The 20,007-nt window shown below is 60.6% G+C and carries 18 protein-coding genes; 6 read left to right on the plus strand and 12 right to left on the minus strand.

The genetic code is table 11. The features are described from left to right. Nucleotides 1-45 precede the first annotated feature (45 nt). The 5 genes from lnt to miaB all read right to left on the minus strand — a co-directional run bounded on the left by lnt (nucleotide 46) and on the right by miaB (nucleotide 5,711). Nucleotides 46-1,569: an apolipoprotein N-acyltransferase gene (lnt, locus tag BK665_RS08555; RefSeq protein ID WP_123405000.1), complete on the minus strand. Its 1,524-nt coding sequence runs from the start codon at nucleotides 1,567-1,569 to the stop codon at nucleotides 46-48. Nucleotides 1,570-1,839: 270 nt separating this feature from the next. Next, the gene (locus BK665_RS08560; RefSeq protein ID WP_123404581.1) at nucleotides 1,840-2,679 is read right to left on the minus strand and encodes a CorC family transporter; all 840 of its coding nucleotides are present in this window, start codon (nucleotides 2,677-2,679) and stop codon (nucleotides 1,840-1,842) included. Nucleotides 2,680-2,684: 5 nt separating this feature from the next. Further along, the gene (ybeY, locus tag BK665_RS08565) at nucleotides 2,685-3,179 is read right to left on the minus strand and encodes an rRNA maturation RNase YbeY (protein WP_123404583.1); all 495 of its coding nucleotides are present in this window, start codon (nucleotides 3,177-3,179) and stop codon (nucleotides 2,685-2,687) included. After that, nucleotides 3,172-4,176 (minus strand): PhoH family protein, encoded by a 1,005-nt coding sequence (locus BK665_RS08570; RefSeq protein WP_123404585.1) that lies wholly within the window; start codon nucleotides 4,174-4,176, stop codon nucleotides 3,172-3,174. The genes ybeY and BK665_RS08570 overlap by 8 nt, the downstream gene beginning before the upstream one ends. 206 nt (nucleotides 4,177-4,382) lie before the next feature. Then, the gene (miaB, locus tag BK665_RS08580) at nucleotides 4,383-5,711 is read right to left on the minus strand and encodes a tRNA (N6-isopentenyl adenosine(37)-C2)-methylthiotransferase MiaB (RefSeq protein WP_185076471.1); all 1,329 of its coding nucleotides are present in this window, start codon (nucleotides 5,709-5,711) and stop codon (nucleotides 4,383-4,385) included. A 135-nt stretch (nucleotides 5,712-5,846) separates the two neighbouring features. Here miaB and BK665_RS08585 point away from each other — a divergent pair, with 135 nt between their 5' ends. Further along, nucleotides 5,847-6,176 (plus strand): DUF1820 family protein, encoded by a 330-nt coding sequence (locus tag BK665_RS08585; RefSeq protein ID WP_045062075.1) that lies wholly within the window; start codon nucleotides 5,847-5,849, stop codon nucleotides 6,174-6,176. A gap of 129 nt (nucleotides 6,177-6,305) precedes the next feature. Here BK665_RS08585 and BK665_RS08590 read toward each other — a convergent pair whose 3' ends face one another. The 4 genes from BK665_RS08590 to BK665_RS08605 all read right to left on the minus strand — a co-directional run bounded on the left by BK665_RS08590 (nucleotide 6,306) and on the right by BK665_RS08605 (nucleotide 9,852). Then, nucleotides 6,306-6,860 (minus strand): tetratricopeptide repeat protein, encoded by a 555-nt coding sequence (locus tag BK665_RS08590; RefSeq protein WP_123404591.1) that lies wholly within the window; start codon nucleotides 6,858-6,860, stop codon nucleotides 6,306-6,308. 224 nt (nucleotides 6,861-7,084) lie between these two features. After that, nucleotides 7,085-8,368 (minus strand): glutamate-1-semialdehyde 2,1-aminomutase, encoded by a 1,284-nt coding sequence (gene hemL / locus BK665_RS08595; protein WP_123404593.1) that lies wholly within the window; start codon nucleotides 8,366-8,368, stop codon nucleotides 7,085-7,087. Nucleotides 8,369-8,395: 27 nt separating this feature from the next. Further along, entirely contained in the window at nucleotides 8,396-9,022 is a 627-nt protein-coding gene (gene thiE / locus BK665_RS08600; RefSeq protein ID WP_123404595.1) for a thiamine phosphate synthase, read from the minus strand. A 32-nt stretch (nucleotides 9,023-9,054) separates the two neighbouring features. Next, complete coding sequence (locus tag BK665_RS08605) at nucleotides 9,055-9,852, minus strand: hydroxymethylpyrimidine/phosphomethylpyrimidine kinase (protein WP_123404597.1); 798 nt, start codon at nucleotides 9,850-9,852, stop codon at nucleotides 9,055-9,057. Nucleotides 9,853-10,201: 349 nt separating this feature from the next. Between BK665_RS08605 and BK665_RS08610 the strand changes: the two genes are divergently transcribed. The 4 genes from BK665_RS08610 (at nucleotide 10,202) to BK665_RS08625 (ending at nucleotide 16,684) form a co-directional block, all read left to right on the plus strand. Further along, the gene (locus tag BK665_RS08610) at nucleotides 10,202-12,586 is read left to right on the plus strand and encodes a hybrid sensor histidine kinase/response regulator (RefSeq protein WP_123404599.1); all 2,385 of its coding nucleotides are present in this window, start codon (nucleotides 10,202-10,204) and stop codon (nucleotides 12,584-12,586) included. A gap of 72 nt (nucleotides 12,587-12,658) precedes the next feature. After that, complete coding sequence (locus BK665_RS08615; protein ID WP_123404601.1) at nucleotides 12,659-14,305, plus strand: acyl-CoA dehydrogenase family protein; 1,647 nt, start codon at nucleotides 12,659-12,661, stop codon at nucleotides 14,303-14,305. 174 nt (nucleotides 14,306-14,479) lie between these two features. Continuing rightward, nucleotides 14,480-15,979 (plus strand): AMP nucleosidase, encoded by a 1,500-nt coding sequence (gene amn / locus BK665_RS08620; protein ID WP_185076473.1) that lies wholly within the window; start codon nucleotides 14,480-14,482, stop codon nucleotides 15,977-15,979. 69 nt (nucleotides 15,980-16,048) lie between these two features. Then, nucleotides 16,049-16,684, plus strand: a complete 636-nt coding sequence (locus tag BK665_RS08625) for a pseudouridine synthase (protein ID WP_123404605.1) — start codon at nucleotides 16,049-16,051, stop codon at nucleotides 16,682-16,684. Here the strand turns inward: BK665_RS08625 and BK665_RS08630 are convergent. Continuing rightward, a complete protein-coding gene (locus tag BK665_RS08630; protein ID WP_123404607.1) occupies nucleotides 16,679-16,885 on the minus strand; it encodes a DUF2788 domain-containing protein in 207 nt (68 codons plus the stop codon). The two genes, BK665_RS08625 and BK665_RS08630, sit on opposite strands and share 6 nt — an antisense overlap. A gap of 239 nt (nucleotides 16,886-17,124) precedes the next feature. After that, nucleotides 17,125-17,604 carry an Lrp/AsnC family transcriptional regulator gene (locus BK665_RS08635; RefSeq protein WP_042934386.1) on the minus strand — a complete coding sequence of 160 codons (480 nt, stop codon included), beginning with the start codon at nucleotides 17,602-17,604 and terminating at the stop codon, nucleotides 17,125-17,127. A gap of 415 nt (nucleotides 17,605-18,019) precedes the next feature. On the opposite strand from BK665_RS08635, the gene BK665_RS08640 reads away from it, so the two are divergent. After that, complete coding sequence (locus BK665_RS08640) at nucleotides 18,020-19,108, plus strand: DUF6515 family protein (RefSeq protein ID WP_123404609.1); 1,089 nt, start codon at nucleotides 18,020-18,022, stop codon at nucleotides 19,106-19,108. Here the strand turns inward: BK665_RS08640 and BK665_RS08645 are convergent. After that, nucleotides 19,093-19,998: a cation diffusion facilitator family transporter gene (locus tag BK665_RS08645; RefSeq protein ID WP_123404610.1), complete on the minus strand. Its 906-nt coding sequence runs from the start codon at nucleotides 19,996-19,998 to the stop codon at nucleotides 19,093-19,095. The genes BK665_RS08640 and BK665_RS08645 overlap by 16 nt on opposite strands. Nucleotides 19,999-20,007: the final 9 nt, after the last annotated feature.

Here is a 20,007-nt window from a genome sequence, read left to right on the forward strand (position 1 = left end):
GAGCGTCCCTGGCGACATTCCCACGCAGAGCGTGGGAACGATCATTCAGACAGTCTTGGCCATCCGGCTGGCGATCAAAGCCCAACCAAACAACAACACGCACACAATGATCAGCGGCCACGAACGCCATTCCAGGTACGGCGTGAGGTTGTGCATCGGCACCACTTCGCCATACAGGATCCCGCGCTCGAACTGCGGAATCTGCGCCGTAATTTGCCCGAACGGGTTGATCAAGCCGGTCACGCCATTATTGGTGGCGCGGATCATCCAGCGGCCTGCCTCCAGTGCGCGCATCTGCGCCATCTGCAAGTGTTGCAACGGGCCGATGGATTTGCCGAACCAGGTGTCGTTGCTAATGGTCAGCAGCAAATCGCTGCGGGCGGCGAGGCTGGCGGCGAACTCCGGGTAGACCACTTCGTAGCAAATGAACGGCGCGATTTGATAACCCTTGGCTTGCAACATCGCCTGATCGGCCGGGCCACGGGCAAAGTCCGACATTGGCAGATCGAAGAACGCAATCAGCCCGCGCAACACATCCTGCAACGGCACGTATTCACCGAATGGCACCAACTTCTGCTTGAGGTACGTGCCATCACCTTCGCCAACCACGGTGATGCCGTTGAAGAAGCGTCGCTCGTGGCGGACTTCCTGGCGAATCGGTACGCCGGTAATCAGCGCGGTCTTACGCTCGGCGGCGAAGTTTCCCATCATGCTCAGGTAGCCTTCCGCAGACTCCTTGAGCACCGGCACCGCCGTTTCCGGCCAGATCAGCAAGTCGACGCGTTTCGAGTTGAAACTCATGTCGCGGTACAACGCCAACTGCGCGTTGAGCTGCGCCGGGTCCCACTTCATGCTTTGTTCGATGTTGCCCTGAATGGCCGCAACACTCAGGGCTGGCCCGGCCGGGCTGGTCCAGGCGTGGTCCTTGAGCGCGAGGCCCGCCACCCAGGGCCCGGCCAGCAACACCACGCCAGCGGCGATGAAGCCTTTACGCCCCGTGCGAACCAGTCGTGGAGCATTCCAGATCAGCGCGGCCGTCAGGGCCAGGGTGAAGGAAATCAGCCACATCCCGCCAACCGGCGCGAGCCCGGCCAGCGGTCCGTTGAGTTGGCTATAACCGGAGTAGAGCCACGGGAAACCGGTGAGGAACCAACCGCGAAACGCTTCCTGGCCGACCCACAACGCAGCAAATGCCAAGGCATCCGCCAGCGGCGCTTCGTTACGGCGCAACCAGCGCGCCCAGATCCAGGCGGGCAGGGCGAAGAACCAGGCAATCGCCGCGGTGAAGATCAGCATCAGGAAACCGGCCAGCAGCACCGAAGCGCCGCCGAAGTTGTGAATGCTGTAGTAAATCCAACTGGTGCCAGCGCCAAACAGGCCGAAACCGAAACACCAGCCACGGCCCAGGGCCTGACGCGGGCTCAGTTCACGTAAACCGGCATAGAAGAAACCGACCGCCAGCAATGCCAGTGGCCAGATATCGTACGGCGCCAACGCCAGGGTAGTGATTGCACCGGCCAACACGGCCAGCAGATTACCGGGCCAGCCGGGACGGGTCAGACGGTGCACGGGGTGTGTCATCAGCTATTTCCTGTATCGCGCCGGGCCTGCTGTTACGCAGGGCAAGGCGCGAGGAGTGTGGTTTGGTTTTTCAAATGAGCGACGAGTAACGCAGCCCTGCGTAACAGCAGGCCCGGCCCTTCGGGTTGCGCCTGAAAGCGGGCCATGCTGCGTTGCAGTCCTTGGAAAGGGAGTGCCATTCCCTGCGGACTGCGCCTTGCCTGGCCCGCTTTCAGGCGCAACGCGATACAGGAAATAGCTGATGACACACCCCAATCCTTAGCGTGCAATTGGAGTCAGGCGCAGCAAGTGAATCCGACGGCTGTCGGCATTCAAGATACGGAAGCGATACGGCCCGATTTCAGTGATTTCGTTGCGTTTTGGCAAGTGCCCGAACGCGCTCATCACCAGGCCGCCCACCGTGTCGAACTCGTCGTCGGAGAAGGTGCTGTCGAAAAACTCGTTGAAGTTTTCGATCGGCGTCAGCGCCTTGATCAGGAAGTCACCGCTGGGCAGTGGCTTGATGTAGCTGTCTTCTTCGACGTCATGCTCGTCTTCGATGTCGCCGACGATTTGTTCCAGCACGTCTTCGATGGTCACCAGACCCGCCACGCCGCCGTATTCGTCAATGACGATGGCCATGTGGTTGTGGTTGGCGCGGAACTCGCGCAGCAGCACATTCAGGCGCTTGGACTCCGGCACGAACGTGGCCGGGCGCAGCAGGTCCTTGATGTTGAAGCTGTCGCCGTTCTCCTTGAGGATCAACGGCAGCAAGTCCTTGGCCAGCAGCACGCCCATCACGTCATCGTGGCTTTCGCCGATCACCGGGTAGCGGGAGTGGGCCGAGTCGACCACGGCGGGCAGGAACTCGCGGGGTGTCTGGGTCGCCTTGATGCTGACCATTTGCGAGCGCGGGACCATGATGTCCCGTACTTGCAGGTCAGCCACCTGAATGGCGCCTTCGACGATGGCCAGCGCTTCGCTGTCCAACAGTTTGTTCTGGTGTGCGTCGCGCAGCAGCTCCAGCAGCTCCTGGCGGTTCTTCGGCTCGTGGGCAAAAGCCTGGGTGAGCTTACCCAGCCATGACTTCTGCCCGTTGCTCGATCGATCTTCGCTCATAGCGATTACTCTGAATCCTTTGTTGTAACGATAGGGGATGTTTCGGTTTCGTCGTCCGCGTAAGGGTCGGGATAGCCCAACTCGGCAAGCAACGTTCGTTCCAGTGCTTCCATTTCCTCGGCTTCCTCATCATCTATATGGTCGTAACCAAGCAGATGCAAGCAACCGTGAATGACCAGATGCGCCCAGTGGGCCTTTAGTTCCTTGCCTTGTTCCGCGGCTTCACGCTCGACCACTGCCACGCAGATCACCAGATCGCCCAGCAGGGGAATGTCGAGAAACTCGTCGGGAACATCGGCCGGGAACGACAAAACGTTGGTGGCGTAGTCTTTCTGCCGCCAAGTGAAGTTCAGTTCGCGGGCTTCCTCCTCATCGACCAAACGAATGGTCATTTCGGAGTCGGCAGTGCGCTGGCGCAGGGCCAGTTCGCACCATAGGCGGAACTCGGCTTCACTTGGCGCAGACGCTTCGGTAGCCAGTTGCAGATCAAGCTCAAGCATCGTGGCGTTTATCCTTTGGCGCTTCATCAGCGACGCGATTCTCGAAGCGCTCGTAGGCTTCGACGATGCGTTGCACCAATGGATGGCGCACCACGTCCTTGGGCATGAAATGGGTGAAGCTGATGCCCGGCACGTCTTTCAGCACCTCGATCACATGGTGCAGCCCGGACTTGGTGCCTTTCGGCAGGTCGACCTGGGTAATGTCACCGGTGATGACCGCGGTGGAGCCGAAGCCGATGCGGGTCAGGAACATCTTCATCTGCTCGACGGTGGTGTTCTGGCTTTCGTCGAGGATGATGAAACTGTTGTTCAGCGTGCGACCGCGCATGTAGGCCAGCGGTGCCACTTCGATAACCTGGCGCTCGATCAGCTTGGCCACGTGTTCGAAGCCGAGCATTTCATAGAGTGCGTCATAGAGCGGGCGCAGGTACGGGTCGATCTTCTGCGACAGGTCGCCGGGCAGGAAGCCGAGCTTTTCGCCCGCTTCGACCGCCGGGCGTACCAGCAGGATGCGGCGAATCTGCTCGCGTTCCAGCGCGTCTACCGCGCAGGCAACGGCCAGATAGGTCTTGCCGGTCCCGGCGGGGCCGATGCCGAAATTGATGTCGTTGCCGAGGATTTCCTTCACGTAGCGCAGTTGATTCAAGCCGCGAGGGCGAATCATGCCTTTTTTGGTGCGCAGGGTGACGGAGGGTTCGCCGGGGGAGACGTTGTCCAGCTCTTCGACGGCCGATTCCTGCAGGAACAGGTGAACCGTATCCGGCGACAGCTCTGTACCCTTGGTTTCCCGGTACAGGCGGCGGATCAGGTTTTCCGCGGAAGTGGTGTGCTTGGGTTCGCCGATCAGCTCGAACTGGTTTCCGCGATTGCGGATCTCGATGGTCAGGCGCTGTTCGATCAAGCGCAGATGCTCGTCGAATTGCCCGCACAGATTGGCGAAGCGGCGAGCCTCAAAGGGCTCGAGGATAAAACGATGTGGTTCGATGGGTGCGTTCAAGGTCGTATTTAGCCGCCCTGGGGCAATTAAGATGAAATCAAGGATAACGCCAGAGGGCTGGGTGCGAAAGCTCTTAAATAACCCAAGGCAAAACACCATCCCTTGTGGGAGCGGGCTTGCTCGCGAAGGCGGTGTGTCAGCCACATTGATGTTGACTGACACGGCCTCTTCGCGAGCAAGCCCGCTCCCACAAGGGGAACATGGTGTTATTGGATCAGCGAGCCCCGCAATGAGTGCGGTTGTGCGGCGTCGATGTGCACGTCGGCGAACTGGCCAATCAGGGTTGGATTGTCGCAGCGGAAGTTGACGATACGATTATTCTCGGTCCGGCCTTGCAGCTCGCCGGGGTCTTTCTTCGAATAATCGGTCACCAGGATCCGCTGGACCGAGCCGACCATTTGTCGGCTGATCTCGAAACCTTGCTGATTGAGGCGATGTTGCAGCGCGTTCAGGCGTTCTTTCTTTAGCTCTTCCGGGGTCTCGTCAGCCAGATCCGCGGCGGGAGTGCCCGGGCGCTGGCTATAAACGAAGGAGTAGGAGAAGTCGAAACCGACGTCTTCGATCAGCTTCATGGTTTGTTCGAAGTCTTTCTCGGTCTCGCCTGGGAAGCCGACGATAAAGTCCGAGCTGATGCAGATCCCCGGCACCGCGGCCCGCAGCTTGCGCAGTTTGGATTTGTATTCCAGCGCGGTGTGATTGCGCTTCATCGCCGACAGGATGCGGTCCGAACCCGATTGCACCGGCAAGTGCAGGTGTTTCACCAGTTCCGGTACTTCGGCGTGGGCCTGGATCAGGCTGTCGGAAAACTCCAGCGGGTGCGAAGTGGTGTAGCGGATGCGGTCGATGCCATCGACGGCGGCCACCACGCGGATCAGCTCGGCGAGATCCGCCAGGCGACCATCGTGGGTGGTGCCGCGATAACCGTTGACGTTCTGCCCCAGCAGGGTCACTTCGCGCACGCCGTTTTCGGCCAGGTGCATGATCTCGGCAATCACGTCGTCGAACGGGCGGCTGACTTCTTCACCTCGGGTGTAAGGCACCACGCAGAACGTGCAGTACTTGCTGCAACCTTCCATCACTGACACGTAAGCGCTCGGGCCATCGATGCGCGGCTCGGGCAAGTGGTCGAATTTTTCGATTTCCGGGAACGAGACGTCCACTTGCGGCAGCTTGGTGGCGCGGGCGGCGTCGATCATTTCCGGCAGGCGGTGCAGGGTTTGCGGGCCGAACACTACGTCCACATACGGTGCGCGGTCGCGGATGGCGGCGCCTTCCTGGCTGGCCACGCAACCGCCGACGGCGATCACCATGTCCGGGTTGGCCAGTTTCAGTTCGCGCCAGCGGCCCAGTTGCGAATAGACCCGGTCCTGCGCCCGTTCGCGGATAGAGCAGGTGTTGAGCAGGATCACGTCGGCATCTTCAGCGCGAGCGGTGACTTCCAGGGCCTGGTGTTCACCCAGCAAGTCGACCATGCGCGAGCTGTCGTACTCGTTCATCTGGCAACCGTGGGTTTCGATGTAAAGCTTCTTGGCCATGGACAGAGTCATCACGTGATTCAAAGAACCGCGCATTATAGGGAACATGTCCCAAGGTTCCTACCGCTGTGCGTCCGGTGGCTATGCTATAGTTCGCGCCCTCATTTTTATCCCCCGATGTGTTGCCCGCCGACCATGACCAAACGTGAAGCCCCAATCTATAAGGTGATTTTCCTCAACCAGGGCCAGGTGTACGAAATGTACGCCAAGCAGATCTATCAAAGTGATCTGTGGGGCTTCCTGGAAGTGGAAGAGTTCGTCTTTGGCGAGCGCACGCAAGTGGTCGTCGATCCGAGCGAAGAGAAACTCAAGGCTCAGTTCGAGGGCGTGGTGCGCAGTTTCGTGCCGATGCATTCGATCGTGCGCATCGACGAAGTCGAACGCCTGGGGACGCCGAAAATCAGCGAAGCCCGTGGCGCGGTCGGCAATGTGATGCCGTTTCCGATGCCGATGCCTGATAAGTAAGACGCAAGACCGAGTAGCCCCATTCGCGAGCAAGCCCGCTCCCACAGTAGACCGAGTCCTTAAGTTGGAACGCGGTTAAAGGTGGGAGCGGGCTTGCTCGCGAAGGGGCCAGTCAGAACAAAACAGAAATCAGGGAAGAGGCGAGAAAGGCGTCCGCCCATCCGCGCTCTGCAATTCCATCAGATATTTACGGAAGATCTGCCCCAGCACCTGGGTCGCGGTCTCGAGATCTTCGCGGGGCATTTTCTCGGCAACTTCGTCGGCGGTGTCCAGCGCATCTTCCGCGCCATTGACTGCGGCCATTTTCAGCACGATATACGCCTGAACGTTATTGGCCGGCACGCCTTCGCCGTGGAAGAACATGGTGCCGAGTTTGAATTGCGCCTGGGCGTGGCCTTGCAGCGAGGCCTTTTCGAAGAATTTAAGTGCTTTATCGAGGTCACGCGGCGTATTTTTGCCGTCGTAGTAGAACTCACCCAACTCGTATTGCGCTTGCGCATCCCCTTCATCCGACGCTTTCTGGCAGGCGGCCAGCGCTTGCGTCAGGTCTTGCGGCTGAGTATTGAGGGTGCAGCGACCCATCGCTGGGATCAACAACGAGTTGCCGCCTGCTTGTGCATACGCGAGCAGGGGCTGAAGGAGCAACAGGCAGCCCAATGCAAGGGTGCGGCCGGTGCGGTTCATGGGAATCGACTTACCTCTGAAGGGCGCGCGGACCCATCGAGGGATCCAATAAGCGCGCATTATGAAATAAGCAGGGCCAACCTTACAAAGTCTTTACTCGTTTTTCTGCTGCGCGGGGAATATATCGCCCACTTTGCGAGAGATTATTGGCACAAGGGTAGGAAAAGACGCAGGAATGTAGGTAAAAGCTGACGCTGGCAATCGCCAACGTCAGCGGCACAGCGTTATTTCAGTGCGGCGAATGCGCGTTCGGCGGCGTCGAGGGTCAGTTGCAACTCGGTTTCGCCGTGGGCAATCGAGGTGAAACCGGCTTCGAAGGCGCTCGGTGCCAGGTAAACGCCACCTTCCAGCATCAAGTGGAAGAAACGCTTGAACAGGTTGGCGTCGCTGGACATCACGTCATCGAAAGTCACGATGTCGTCGGCGCCGCTGAAGTACAGGCCGAACATGCCGCCCGCTTGGGTGGTCACGAACGGAATACCCGCTGCATCAGCGCGCTGTTGCAGGCCATCGAGCAGGCGGCTGGTGTAGTCGCTCAGTTCGGCGTGGAAGCCCGGACGGCTGATCAGGCGCAGGGTGGTCAGGCCGGCGGCCATGGCCAGCGGGTTACCCGACAAGGTGCCTGCCTGATACACCGGACCCAGAGGCGCGATGTGCGACATGATTTCCCGCTTGCCGCCGAAGCAGCCAACCGGCATGCCGCCGCCGATGATCTTGCCGAAAGTGCTCAGGTCCGGCGTGACGCCGAAGTGCGCCTGGGCACCACCGAGTGCCACGCGGAAACCGGTCATCACTTCGTCGAAAATCAGCACCACGCCGTGCTTGTCGCACAGGGTCCGCAGGCCTTCGAGGAAACCCGGCGCCGGTGGTACGCAGTTCATGTTGCCGGCCACTGGCTCGACGATGATGCAGGCCACGGTCTGGCCGACTTCAGCGAGCATGGTTTCTACGGCGTCGATGTCGTTGAACGGCAGGGTCAGGGTGTGTTTGGCGAAATCAGCCGGTACACCCGCCGAACTCGGTACGCCCTGGGTCAGCAGACCGGAGCCAGCCTTAACCAGCAGGCTGTCGGAGTGACCGTGGTAGCAGCCTTCGAACTTGATGATGGCGTCGCGGCCAGTGAAACCACGGGCCAGGCGAATCGCGCTCATGGTCGCTTCGGTGCCGGAGCTGACCATGCGCACCATTTCCATCGACGGCACGATCGAGCAGACCAGGTCGGCCATCTCGGTTTCCATCGCAGTCGGCGCGCCGTAGGACAAGCCGTGTTCCAGTTGTTTACGCACGGCGTCGAGCACGTCCGGATGGCTGTGGCCGAGGATCATCGGGCCCCAGGAACCGACGTAATCCACATAACGCTTGTCGTCTTCGTCGGTGACGTAGGCGCCTTCGGCATGCTTGAAGAACAACGGCGTGCCGCCAACGCTCTTGAACGCGCGAACAGGCGAGTTCACGCCACCGGGAATGTGTTTTTGGGCATCGGCAAACAGGGTTTCGGAACGAGACATGATCGGGCTCTCAAATCGGATTTTAAGCTACTTAATAGAAAGCAGTTCGTTGAAGGCGCGGGCGCGGCGGGTGACTTCAGCCGTGCTCTCGGCGCCAAACAGGCCGTGGACCACCGCCAGCAGATCGACCCCATGGGCCACCAGTGGCGCAGCGTTGTCCAGGGTAATGCCGCCAATCGCGCAGATCGGCAGGTGCAATTTGCTGCGAGCCTGGTCGAGCAAGTCGAGGCTGCACGTCGGGGCGCCGGGTTTGGTGTTGGAATTGAAGAAGCGGCCGAAGGCAACATAACTGGCGCCTTCCTTGGCCGCTTGCTCGGCGAGTTCGAGTTGCGCGTGGCAGGTCGAACCGATGATCGCCTGGCGACCGAGCAGCGCGCGGGCCGGGGTCAGCGGGCCGTCAGTCTGGCCCAGGTGCACGCCGACGTTCAGGCGTGCGGCCAGTTCGGCGTCGTCATTGATGATCAGTTGAGTCTTGTAGCGATCACACAAATCCCGCAGGGCTTCGGCCTCACGCAGGCGGCGGGCCTCGTCGCTGCTCTTGTCGCGGTATTGCAGCAGAGTGACGCCGCCTTCCAGCGCCGCCTCCACGTACGAAAGAAATTTACCGGCCAGTAACTGGCTATCGGTAATGGCGTACAGGCCACGTAGTTTCATCGGACAAGCCTCGGCGCGTTACGCATCAAAAGTCAGGAACAGAAATCCAGCGGCAGGCGGCGCGGCACGAACTGGCCTTTGCCCAGTTGCTCGGCATCACGCAGGGTACGCCACGTGTAGTTAAGCGCGGTCTGCACGGCGCTGGCGAGGTTTTCGCCCTGGGCCAGACGACCGGCCAACGCGCTGGCCAGGGTGCAACCGGAACCGTGATAACTGCCGGGCAAGCGCTGGCACGTGAAGGTTTCACGGCGACCGTCGCGGCTGTACAGGCGATTGTGGATTTCGTGTTCATCGCCATGGCCGCCGGTGATCAGCAGGTGTTTGACGAACGGCAGGAGTTTTTCCGCGCACTCGTCCTCGGTGCCGTCGGGCAGTTCGGCGAGGATGCGGGCTTCGGGAAGGTTGGGGGTGGCGATGATCGACAGCGGCAGCAGGCGTTCGCGCATGGCGTAGCCGACTTCGTCCTTGCCCAGGCGTCCGCCGCCACCGGCGCGCAGCACCGGGTCGCAGACCACCGGCAAGTGCGGGTGCGCCGAGAGCAGTTCGACCACGGTGTCGACCATTTCCAGGGAACCGAGCATGCCCAGTTTCACGGCCGCTACTTCGGAGTCGTTGAGCACAGCGTTGGCCTGGGCCAACACCCACTCACGGTCGAGGACGCGGAAGTCAGTGACGTTGACCGTGTCTTGCACGGTCAGGGCAGTGACGGCCGGGGCCGCATGACAACCCTGGGCGAGCAGGGCTTCGATATCTGCCTGCAAGCCGGCGCCACCACTTGGGTCGTGGCCGGAGAGACAGAGGACAACGGGGCGAGAGCTGTAGATATTCATGGTGCGCGAGCTTACCACCAAAGAGGTTTTTTTCGATCTTGGGAAGATCAAAAGATCGCAGGCTTCGCCAGCTCCTACAGAGACCGTGAGCAGATCCAAAACCGTAGGAGCTGCCGAAGGCTGCGATCTTTTTGAAATATTCTGACCAGACCAACAGCTCTATCTCAATACGCTGCGCTGAAACGCCCGTTCTAGAGCCTCTACAGGAAAAATTTCAATGGTGCTCAATGGCCATCAACGGCTATGCTAGAGTGGATCCAAACCAATAACAGGTAATACCGGTTTTACGTCTACTCAAAAGGAATGGGGGGCTTCCTGACACGACCGGACAGGCCACGCTGGGGCTTAAATGCGCTATTTGCTGATGTTGCTGTTGTGCTTGCCCCTCCTGGCGAGCGCCGTTGAATTTGACGAAACCACCCAGAGCCTTCCCCTGGGTCGAACCATGCAGGTGTACGAAGACGCGGGTGGTCAGGCGACCATCGCCGATGTCCGTGCGCAAGCCGCCGCCGGCCACTTCAAGACCCACGATAAGGCCACCCTCAACGCCGGTTATTCGCGTTCGGTGTTCTGGCTGAAAATCGACCTGCACTACCGTCCGCTCAACCCGCAAGTGCAACGCACCTGGTTGCTGGAACTGGCTTATCCGCCCCTCGATCACCTTGATCTGTATCTGCCCGATGCCGCCGGTGACTATCAGGTGATCCGCCGCACCGGCGATGCGCTGCCGTTCGCCAGCCGCGAGATCCGCCAGAACAACTACCTGTTCAACCTGAATTTCAAACCCGACCAGGCGCAAACCGTGTACCTGCGCCTGCAAAGCGAAGGTTCGATCCAGGCGCCGGTGACGTTGTGGTCGAGCACCGCCTACCTCGAAGAACAGCCGGTGCGCCTGTATGTGCTGGGTCTGATCTACGGTGTGTTGCTGGGGATGGTGGTCTACAACCTGTTCATCTTCCTCAGCGTGCGCGACACCAGTTACCTCTATTACATCTTCTATATCGCCTCGTTCGGCCTGTATCAATTGTCGGTGAACGGCGCAGCGGTGCAGTATTTCTGGCCGGACAACCCCTGGTGGGCCAACGCGGCGACGCCTTTCTTTATAGGGTGCGCCGGGCTGTTCGGCAGCCAGTTCGCCCGCAGCTTCCTGCAAACCAAGCAACACAGCCGCTGGCTCGACCGTGTTCTATTGGCGTTGATCGCGTTTGGCGCGGTGGTGGTCGGCTTGTCGCTGATGACCAGTTATGCCCTGGCCTTGCGCCTGGCGACGACCCTGGCGTTGCTCTTCACCGTGGTGATTTTCGCCGCCGGGATCTTCGCCTGGGCCCGTGGCTTGCGGGTGGCGCGCTATTTCATCATTGCCTGGTCGGCGTTTTTGCTCGGCGGCGTCGTCAATACCCTGATGGTGCTGGGTTACCTGCCGAACGTGTTCCTGACCATGTACGCCAGCCAGATCGGCTCGGCCATCGAAGTGGCGCTGCTGTCCCTGGCCTTGGCGGATCGCATCAACGCCATGCGCGAACAACAGGCGCAGACGTTGTTCGATGCCGGGCAAAAGCTTGAAGTACTGAACCAGCAACTGGCCCGCAGTAACAAGCTCAAGGATGAATTCCTCGCGACCCTGACCCACGAACTGCGCACGCCGATGAACGGGGTGATCGGTTCGCTGGAGTTGATGCAGACCGTCGAAATGGACCCGGAACTGGAGCAATACCAGCAAACCGCCGCCGGTTCGGCACGGGACATGATGCGCATGGTCAACGGCATCCTCACCTTGACCGAGCTGCAGGCTGGCAAGCTCAAGGCTTACCCGGAGCCCTTCAGCTTGCGCGGGGTGGTCGAGGCCTTGCGCGTGCAGTTCGAGGGCAATGCGGCGGGCAAATCCCTGGACCTGAAAGTCGAGGTGACGCCGGGTCTGCCTGATCGCCTGCTTGGCGATCGCACCAAGCTCACGCAATGCCTGGAATGCTTGCTGGATAACGCCATCAAGTTCACCCGAGTGGGCGGCGTGGCACTGCGGGTCACCGGTAAAACCATAGAAGAGGGGCGCCTGGCCCTGTCCTTCGCAGTGATCGACACCGGCATCGGCTTTACCGATCTGGGCGAGGCGACGATGTATCAGCGCTTCTTCCAGCTCGACGGCTCGATGACTCGCGAATACGGCGGGTTGGGGGTGGGCCTGGCCATCTGTCGGCAACTGGTCGAATTGCTTGGCGGGCGCCTGACCCATCGTTCCGAACCGGGCCGTGGCAGCCGCTTCCAACTGGACATCGAAGTGGATTTGCCGGTGGTGGAACGTCCGCCGGAGCTGGTGTTTCCCCGGGATTTACCCGCGCTACGACTGCCTCAGGACTGCACGGTGCTGTTGGTGGACGACAACAGCATCAACCAACTGGTGATGCGCGGCATGTTGCTCAAGCTCGGGTTTCGGGTGCGCACTGCCGACAGCAGCGCCACTGCCCTCGATTATTTGCAGCGTGAAACCTTCGATGCCGTTGTGCTCGATGGTCAGCTTCCAGCCCAGGGCGGTGCGTCATTCTGCTGTCAGATCCGCGGCCTGCCGGGGTGTGCCGAGGTGCCGGTGTTCATGGTCGCCCTGAGTGTGGATCGGGAACGCTGCCCGACCGGCGCCGTGATCGATTACCTGAGCAAACCGGTGAAATTCGAGGATTTGCAGGCGGCGCTGTATCGGCGAGTCCTCAGCCCGAAACAAGGTGAAAGCGCCGACATTTAGGCAGGTATGACACTTTGTTCAGCCAAGGGCCGGTGCTTAACTGGATTCCTGGCTGACCAAAGGAGCCCCGTCATGAACCTGCATCAGTTCGCCGAAACCCACGAAGTCACCAACCAGCCACCGTCGCTGGACGGCACCAACCTGTATCGCATCGACCTGCCGTTGCAGGAGTGGTCGCGACGCTTTGGCGCCGGTTGGGCCGAGTCGCGGATCGACGCGTACGGCGCACTGGCCGGCGGGCCGCTGATGGAAGCCGGGTTCCTGGCCAATCAGAACAAACCGGTATTTGTCAGTCACGACCGTTATGGTCATCGCATCGACCTGGTGGAATTTCACCCGGCTTATCACGAGTTGATGCGTACCGCCGTGGAACATGGCCTGACCTCGTTGCCTTGGGCGCATCCGCAGTCCGGTGCCCATGTCGCCCGGGCCTCCATGAGTTACCTGCACAGTCAGGCCGAGGCCGGCAGCGGTTGCCCGCTGACCATGACCTTCGCCAGCGTCCCGGCCATGCGCCTGCAACCGAACCTGGCCGAGCAGTGGCTACCGAAAATCCTCGCCACCGAATACGACCCACGCAACGTCGGCATGGCCCACAAGGCCGGCGTCACCATCGGCATGGCCATGACCGAGAAACAGGGCGGCACCGACGTGCGGGCCAACACCACCAAGGCTTATCCGGTCGGCGCCAGCGGTCCGGGCCAGGCCTATGAATTGGTGGGGCACAAGTGGTTCTGCTCGGCGCCGATGTGCGATGCGTTCCTGACCCTGGCCCAGACCGACAAAGGCCTGACCTGTTTCCTGCTACCGCGCCATCGCCCGGACGACACGCGCAATCAGTTCTACATCCAGCGCCTGAAAAACAAACTCGGCAATTGCTCCAACGCCTCCAGCGAAGTCGAGTTCCGTGGTGCGTTGGCGTGGATGATCGGCGAAGAAGGCCGGGGCGTGCCGACCATCATCGAAATGGTCGCCATGACCCGCTTCGATTGCATGGTCGGTTCCAGCGCGCTGATGCGCCAGGCCCTGACCCAGGCCAGCCATCACTGCGCCCACCGCACGGTTGGCGGCAAGCTGCTCAGCGAACAACCGTTGATGCAGAACGTATTGGCCGACCTGGCCCTGGAAAGCGAAGCGGCCCTGGCGTTGAGCCTGCGCATGGGCAAGGCGCTGGATCATCTGGATGACAGTCATGAAGCCAAATTCGCCCGGCTGGTGACGGCGGTGGGCAAATACTGGATCTGCAAACGCGCCCCGGCAATGATCAACGAAGCCGCCGAATGCATGGGCGGCGCCGGGTATGTCGAAGAAAGCATCCTGCCGCGTCTGTACCGGGAGGCGCCGGTGAACTCGACGTGGGAAGGCTCCGGCAACGTGCAATGCCTGGACGTGTTGCGAGCCTTGTCGAAAGAACCGGGTGTGCTGGATGTGCTGTTCAGCGAGTTGGGCGATGGGCACGGCGACAAACGCCTGGCCGCGCACATCAGCCAATTGCAGGCGGCGTTCAAGGACACCAGCGACATTCAGTATCGAGCGCGGCAATTGACCGAGGATATTGCCCTGGGCTTACAGGCCAAGTTGTTGCTGGAAGCGGGGAATGCGGCGGTCAGTGATGGGTTTATTGCCAGCCGCCTCGGTTCCGCCGGTCGGGTGTATGGCGCGTTGCCGCGAGGACTGGATGTCGAGGCGATAGTCGCCCGCTCGACCCCGTTTGTATAAACGACCCAGATCCCCTGTGGGAGCGGGCTTGCTCGCGAAAGCGGTGGGTCAGTCGACATTAGTGTGGCTGACACACCGCATTCGCGAGCAAGCCCGCTCCCACAAGGGATCTGTGGTGATCAGGGCATTTGTAACAACACACCACTGTTCCCGTCAGACGACGATGCAGGCAAGATGAAGGTCTGCAAGTCAGAACACAGGAAGCTGATCGTGACCGAAGCGTTTATTGTTGTTCAAACCGCCGAACAAGCCGTAGACCGGCTCGCCGTCCTGCATGAGCAGGCCACTTCTGCGCTCAATCAGGCGCTCAAGCGTTACCTCAAGGATCGAATCGAACCGACCGCCGAACAGCGTGCGATGTTTCGTTATCCCGAATTGCGCCTGACCTACCTCTGCCAGGGCGAAGTCCCGCAGACCACCCGCGCCTACGCCAAGGTGCAGTTGCCAGGCACCTACAGCGTCACCGTCACCCACCCGGCGGCGTTCCGTAAATACCTGCTGGAACAACTGGTGCCATTGATGCACGACTTCACCGTCACGGTGGAAGTCGGCGTCAGCCAGCAAAACATTCCGTATCCGTACGTGGTCGAGCAGGGCGATGAGCTGGCCGGTTCCGGCGTCACCGCTGCCACGCTGGCGCGGGTGTTCCCGAGTACCGACCTGTCCGCCGCCACCGACGGCATCGCCGATGGCCTGTACGACTGGGAAAACACCGATCCGCTGCCGTTGGCGCTGTTCGATGCGGCGCGGGTGGATTTCTCCCTGCGCCGTTTGGTGCATTACACCGGCAGTGACTGGCGCCATGTGCAGCCGTGGATCCTGCTGACCAACTACCATCGCTACGTTGACCAGTTCATCGTCCATGGCCTGGAACAGTTACGCAGCGACCCGCGTTTTGTGCGCATGGTCTTGCCCGGCAACGTGATCATCGAAAAGAGCATGGACCACGGTGAAGCCTCGGCGATTGCGGCGGGCGTGGTCTGGCACCGTTACCAGATGCCGGCCTATCACCTGATCGCCAGCGATGGCCACGGCGTGACGTTGGTGAACATCGGCGTCGGCCCGTCCAACGCGAAGAACATCACCGACCACCTGGCTGTGCTGCGTCCGCATTGCTGGTTGATGATCGGCCACTGCGGCGGCCTGCGTCAGTCCCAGACCATTGGCGACTACGTGCTGGCTCACGCCTACATGCGCCGCGACGGGATTCTCGACCGGGTGGTGCCGCCGAACATTCCGATCCCGGCCCTGGCCGAAGTGCAGATGGCGTTGCAGCAAGCAGCAGCCAATATCACCGGCGAGAAGGGCGACGAACTGAAAAAACGCCTGCGCACCGGCACCGTGCTGACCTACGACGACCGTAACTGGGAATTGCGCTGGGCCCAGGAGCGACCGCTGATCAACCTGTCCCGCGCCGTGGCCGTGGACATGGAAAGCGGCACCATCGCCGCCCAGGGTTATCGCTTGCGGGTGCCGTATGGCACGTTGCTCTGCGTCTCGGACAAGCCGCTGCACAGCGAAATCAAGCTGCCCGGCTCGGCCAACGCCTTCTATGAACGCGCGGTCAGCCAGCACTTGAAGATCGGTATCGAGGCGGTGGATTTGTTGCGCACCGAACTCAACTCGTTGCACTCGCGCAAACTGCGCAGCTTCGACGAGCCGCCGTTCCGCTGATTCGCGATGGTCATTTGACGGTCAGGGCACTAGCATTGTCAGCCCTGACCGTTAGATGTTCCTTTTCCCATGTCGCGTCCTCCACGTCCCGTTTCCCGCCGCTCTGGCGCGAATACCTCGCCATCCGCCCCGCGCCGTGTCGCCAAAGCGCCGCCGGCCGAGCCGAAGCTTATTCTGTTCAATAAACCGTTCGATGTGCTGACGCAATTCAGCGACGGTGAAGGGCGGGCGACGCTCAAGGATTACATCGAGATTCCCGGTATCTATCCGGCGGGGCGATTGGACCGCGACAGCGAAGGTTTGCTGCTGTTGACCAACGATGGCCAGCTCCAGGCACGAATCGCCGACCCGAAACACAAACTGGCCAAGACCTATTTGGTACAAGTGGAAGGCGAACCGAGCGCTGAGCAGTTGCAGCGCTTGCGCGATGGCGTCGAGCTGAACGACGGCATGACCTTGCCCGCCGAGGCACGACAACTTGAAGAACCGGAGCTGTGGCCACGTAATCCGCCGGTGCGCTTTCGCAAAAGCGTGCCGACCACCTGGCTGGAATTGGTGATTCGCGAAGGGCGCAACCGTCAGGTGCGGCGCATGACCGCGGCAGTTGGCTTGCCGACCTTGCGTCTGGTGCGGGTCAGGATCGGCGACTGGACGATCGAAGGGCTCGATCAGGGCCAGTGGAAGGAAGTGCCGGCGCGGTTATGACTGGTTTTCGATGTACGCGATGACCACGCTTTTGATGATGAACGCGAAGATCCCCAGGCCCAGCACGAAGAACAGAATCATGGTGCCGAACTTGCCGGCCTTGGATTTCTTCGCTAAATCCCAGACGATGAAACCCATGAAAATGATCAGGATGCTGACCAGGCCAGTCATCATCCACTCTTCGAATACTGCAGGATCCATCGAACATCTCCAGCGCGCAGGCGGCTAAAAGGGCGGGGGCGAGTATACGGCACGGCGAGTGGGGCGGGCATTGACCTGCGGCAGTGTGTCGCGGTTATTCGTCGCCTGTGCCGGCCTGGGCTCGCTCTCGTAGGAGCTGTCGAGTGAAACGAGGCTGCGATCTTTTGATCTTGTTTTTAGAAATCAAAATCAAAAGATCGCAGCCTCGTTTCACTCGACAGCTCCTACAAAGGCGATCCTCAGTTGCGCAGATGGGTCAACGGCAGTTCAGTACTGTTCAACACCTGGTTCAACACAAAACTCGAGCGAACGCTGGTCACCCCTTCAATCCGGGTCAAATGCCCCAGCAGCAGTTTCTGGTAGTGATCCATGTCCGGCACCACGACCTTGAGCTGATAATCCGCATCCATCCCGGTCACCAGGCTGCATTCCAGCACCTGCGGCAAGGTCCGGATCGCTGCTTCGAAGTTTTCGAAACGCTCAGGCGTGTGCCGATCCATGCCGATCAACACGTAAGCCGTGAGGCTCAGGCCGAGCATCTTGCGGTCCAGCAGGGCCACTTGGCGGGAGATGTAGCCGTCGTCTTCCAGTTGTTTGACGCGGCGTGAGCACGGCGAAGGTGACAGGCCGATGCGCTCGGCCAGTTCCTGGTTGGAGATGCGTGCGTCACGCTGCAATTCCGCCAAAATGCTCAGGTCGTAACGGTCGAGTTTGCTCATCAATCAGTCCTTTGTCGTAACTATTGCGGCGGATTATCTATCCAGGGTTAAAAATTGCGCAAGTGATGTTTATTTGAGCAATCTTCGCAATCCTCTGCCAGCGCCCCAGGCCTATTCTTATTACCAGAATCACTGCTCGGACAAACAGTCCACAGCGACTCGCCCAATCAGGCCAGTCGCGGCCGCCACCCCCACCGGGGATGTGCCGGCCCCCGAGCTACACACTGTCCAGAAGACGGCGTGAGGTGAGCCGACGTCATAAGCGTCGAGCACGGACGAAGTTCTCAAAGGGAGGCCGACGGGTCTCCCTTTTTTATTGCTCAATAAATAAGTTGCGTGACTGATAACCTGTTGCAGAACCGGCCTGTGCTTTTCCAGTCTTACGTACAGGCCCTAACCCGCAGTGAGGAAAAGCATGAAGTCGCGCATCTGGCGTTTGGCCGGTGTTGGTTTGCTGTGTGTAAGTGTCACTGCGCAATCGTTGGCCGATGAGCCGCAGAACCGTGGTCCCGATAACGTACCGCACGGGCGGGATCATGAGCGAAATGATCAGGGCCATGGTGGCAATAACCAACCACGCCCGCAGAACAACCCACAACAGAATAATCAGCCGCGGCCGCAGAACAACCCGCAGCAGAATCAACCGCGTCAGCAGAACAACGAAATCATCCGTGGCGACAACAGTCGCCAGTTCGAGCACAACGGTCAGAATCAAAATGGCCAGTGGCAGAACCGCCAGCCGCGCGATGCCAATACGCAGGTTCGACCTGCACCGCCTCCGCCGCAATTACCTGCCAACAGTTTGCCAATCCAGGGCCGGCCCGACACCGTGCGCCAGACCCAGCAACCGCGCTACGGTAACTATCAGGACATCCCGCGCCGCAACGATAACAACCAGCACTGGCAGAACGGCAATCAGGGCCCGCGCCCCGATGACCATCGCTGGGAAGGTCGCCCGAACGGACACGGCAACGGTTGGGGCCCCGGCCCGCAGTATCGTCCCGGCCAGATGGTCGATCGCTTCCCGGACCGCAATTTCCGCGTGCCGTATCGTGGCCAGGATTACTTCTACTCCGGCGGCTACTGGTATCGCCCACAAGGTCCGCGCTACGTAGTGGTTCAGCCGCCACGCGGGATTCGCGTGCATTACATGCCCGACTACGCCCGTGAAGTGTGGATCGGCGGCGCGCTGCTGTTCCTCGCGGCGGGCTCGTACTACGCCTACGAAGAAAGCACTCAGGATTACGTGGTGGTCGAGCCGCCGACAGGCGCCCCACAACCGCAACCGACCAGCAACGGCATTGATGTGACGGCGTATCCCGCCAATGGTCAGTCGCCGGAGCAAGTCGCCCAGGACGGTTACGAGTGCTCGCAATACGCGGTGCAGCAAAGTGGCTTCAATCCGCAAACCGCGACGTACCAGCCTGATCCGTCAGTCGTCCAAGCCTACCGTCAGGCCCAGGGCAATTGCCTGAGCAGTCGTGGTTATCAAGTGACCTTCTGAGCCTTGGCGGCCAACACCACTTCCTGCGGGTCGGCGTGCACCAGCACTTCGGCTCGCGGGTAAGCGGCGTGAATCGCATCGGCGGCTTGATCGCTGATGCCGTGGGCGACTGACAAGGTCAGCTCCCCCGGCAATTCCAGGTGCAACTGCACAAACCAGTGATTGCCGGAAATCCGCGTGCGCAAATCATGCGCGCCCAACACGCCCGGAACGCCGCAGGCCAATTCCAGCATGTGCTGGCTGACATCCGGCGGCAGTTCTTCATCCATCAGCACCGCAAAACTTTCCCGGGCGATCTGCACCGCGCTCCAGAGGATGTACGCGGCAATCCCCAGACCGAACCACGCGTCCAGTTGATGCCAGCCGAACCCGGCCAGCACCAGCGCTACCAGGATGCTGCCATTGAGCATCAGGTCGGAACGGTAATGCAGGGAGTCGGCGCGCACGGCATTGGAGCCGGTGGCCTTGATCACCCGATGCTGCAACATCAGCAAGGCCACGGTCAGCGCGAGGGAGAAAATAATCACGCCGATGCTAATCCACGGCGCGCCTACCGGTTCCGGATGCTTCAAGCGATCAAACGCCTGAAGGGCAATCAGCACCGCACTGCCACCGATAAACAACGCCTGGGCCATGCCCGACAGCGACTCAGCCTTGCCGTGGCCGTAACGGTGATCGTCGTCGGCCGGGCGCAAGGCGTAATGCACCGCCAGCAGGTTGAGCAGCGAGGTGATGCCGTCGAGGGCCGAGTCGGTCAACCCGGCGAGCATGCTCACCGAACCGCTCAGCCACCAGGCGATGGCTTTGGCGATGATCAGCGTGCAGGCCACCGCCACGGAGGCGCGGGTCGCCAACCGCAGCAGGCGAGCGTGTTCGAGGCTGGTGGTCATGGGTGAAGC

The sequence above is a fragment of the Pseudomonas frederiksbergensis genome, assembly GCF_003732665.1.
Taxonomy (GTDB): Bacteria; Pseudomonadota; Gammaproteobacteria; order Pseudomonadales; family Pseudomonadaceae; genus Aquipseudomonas; species Aquipseudomonas frederiksbergensis_G.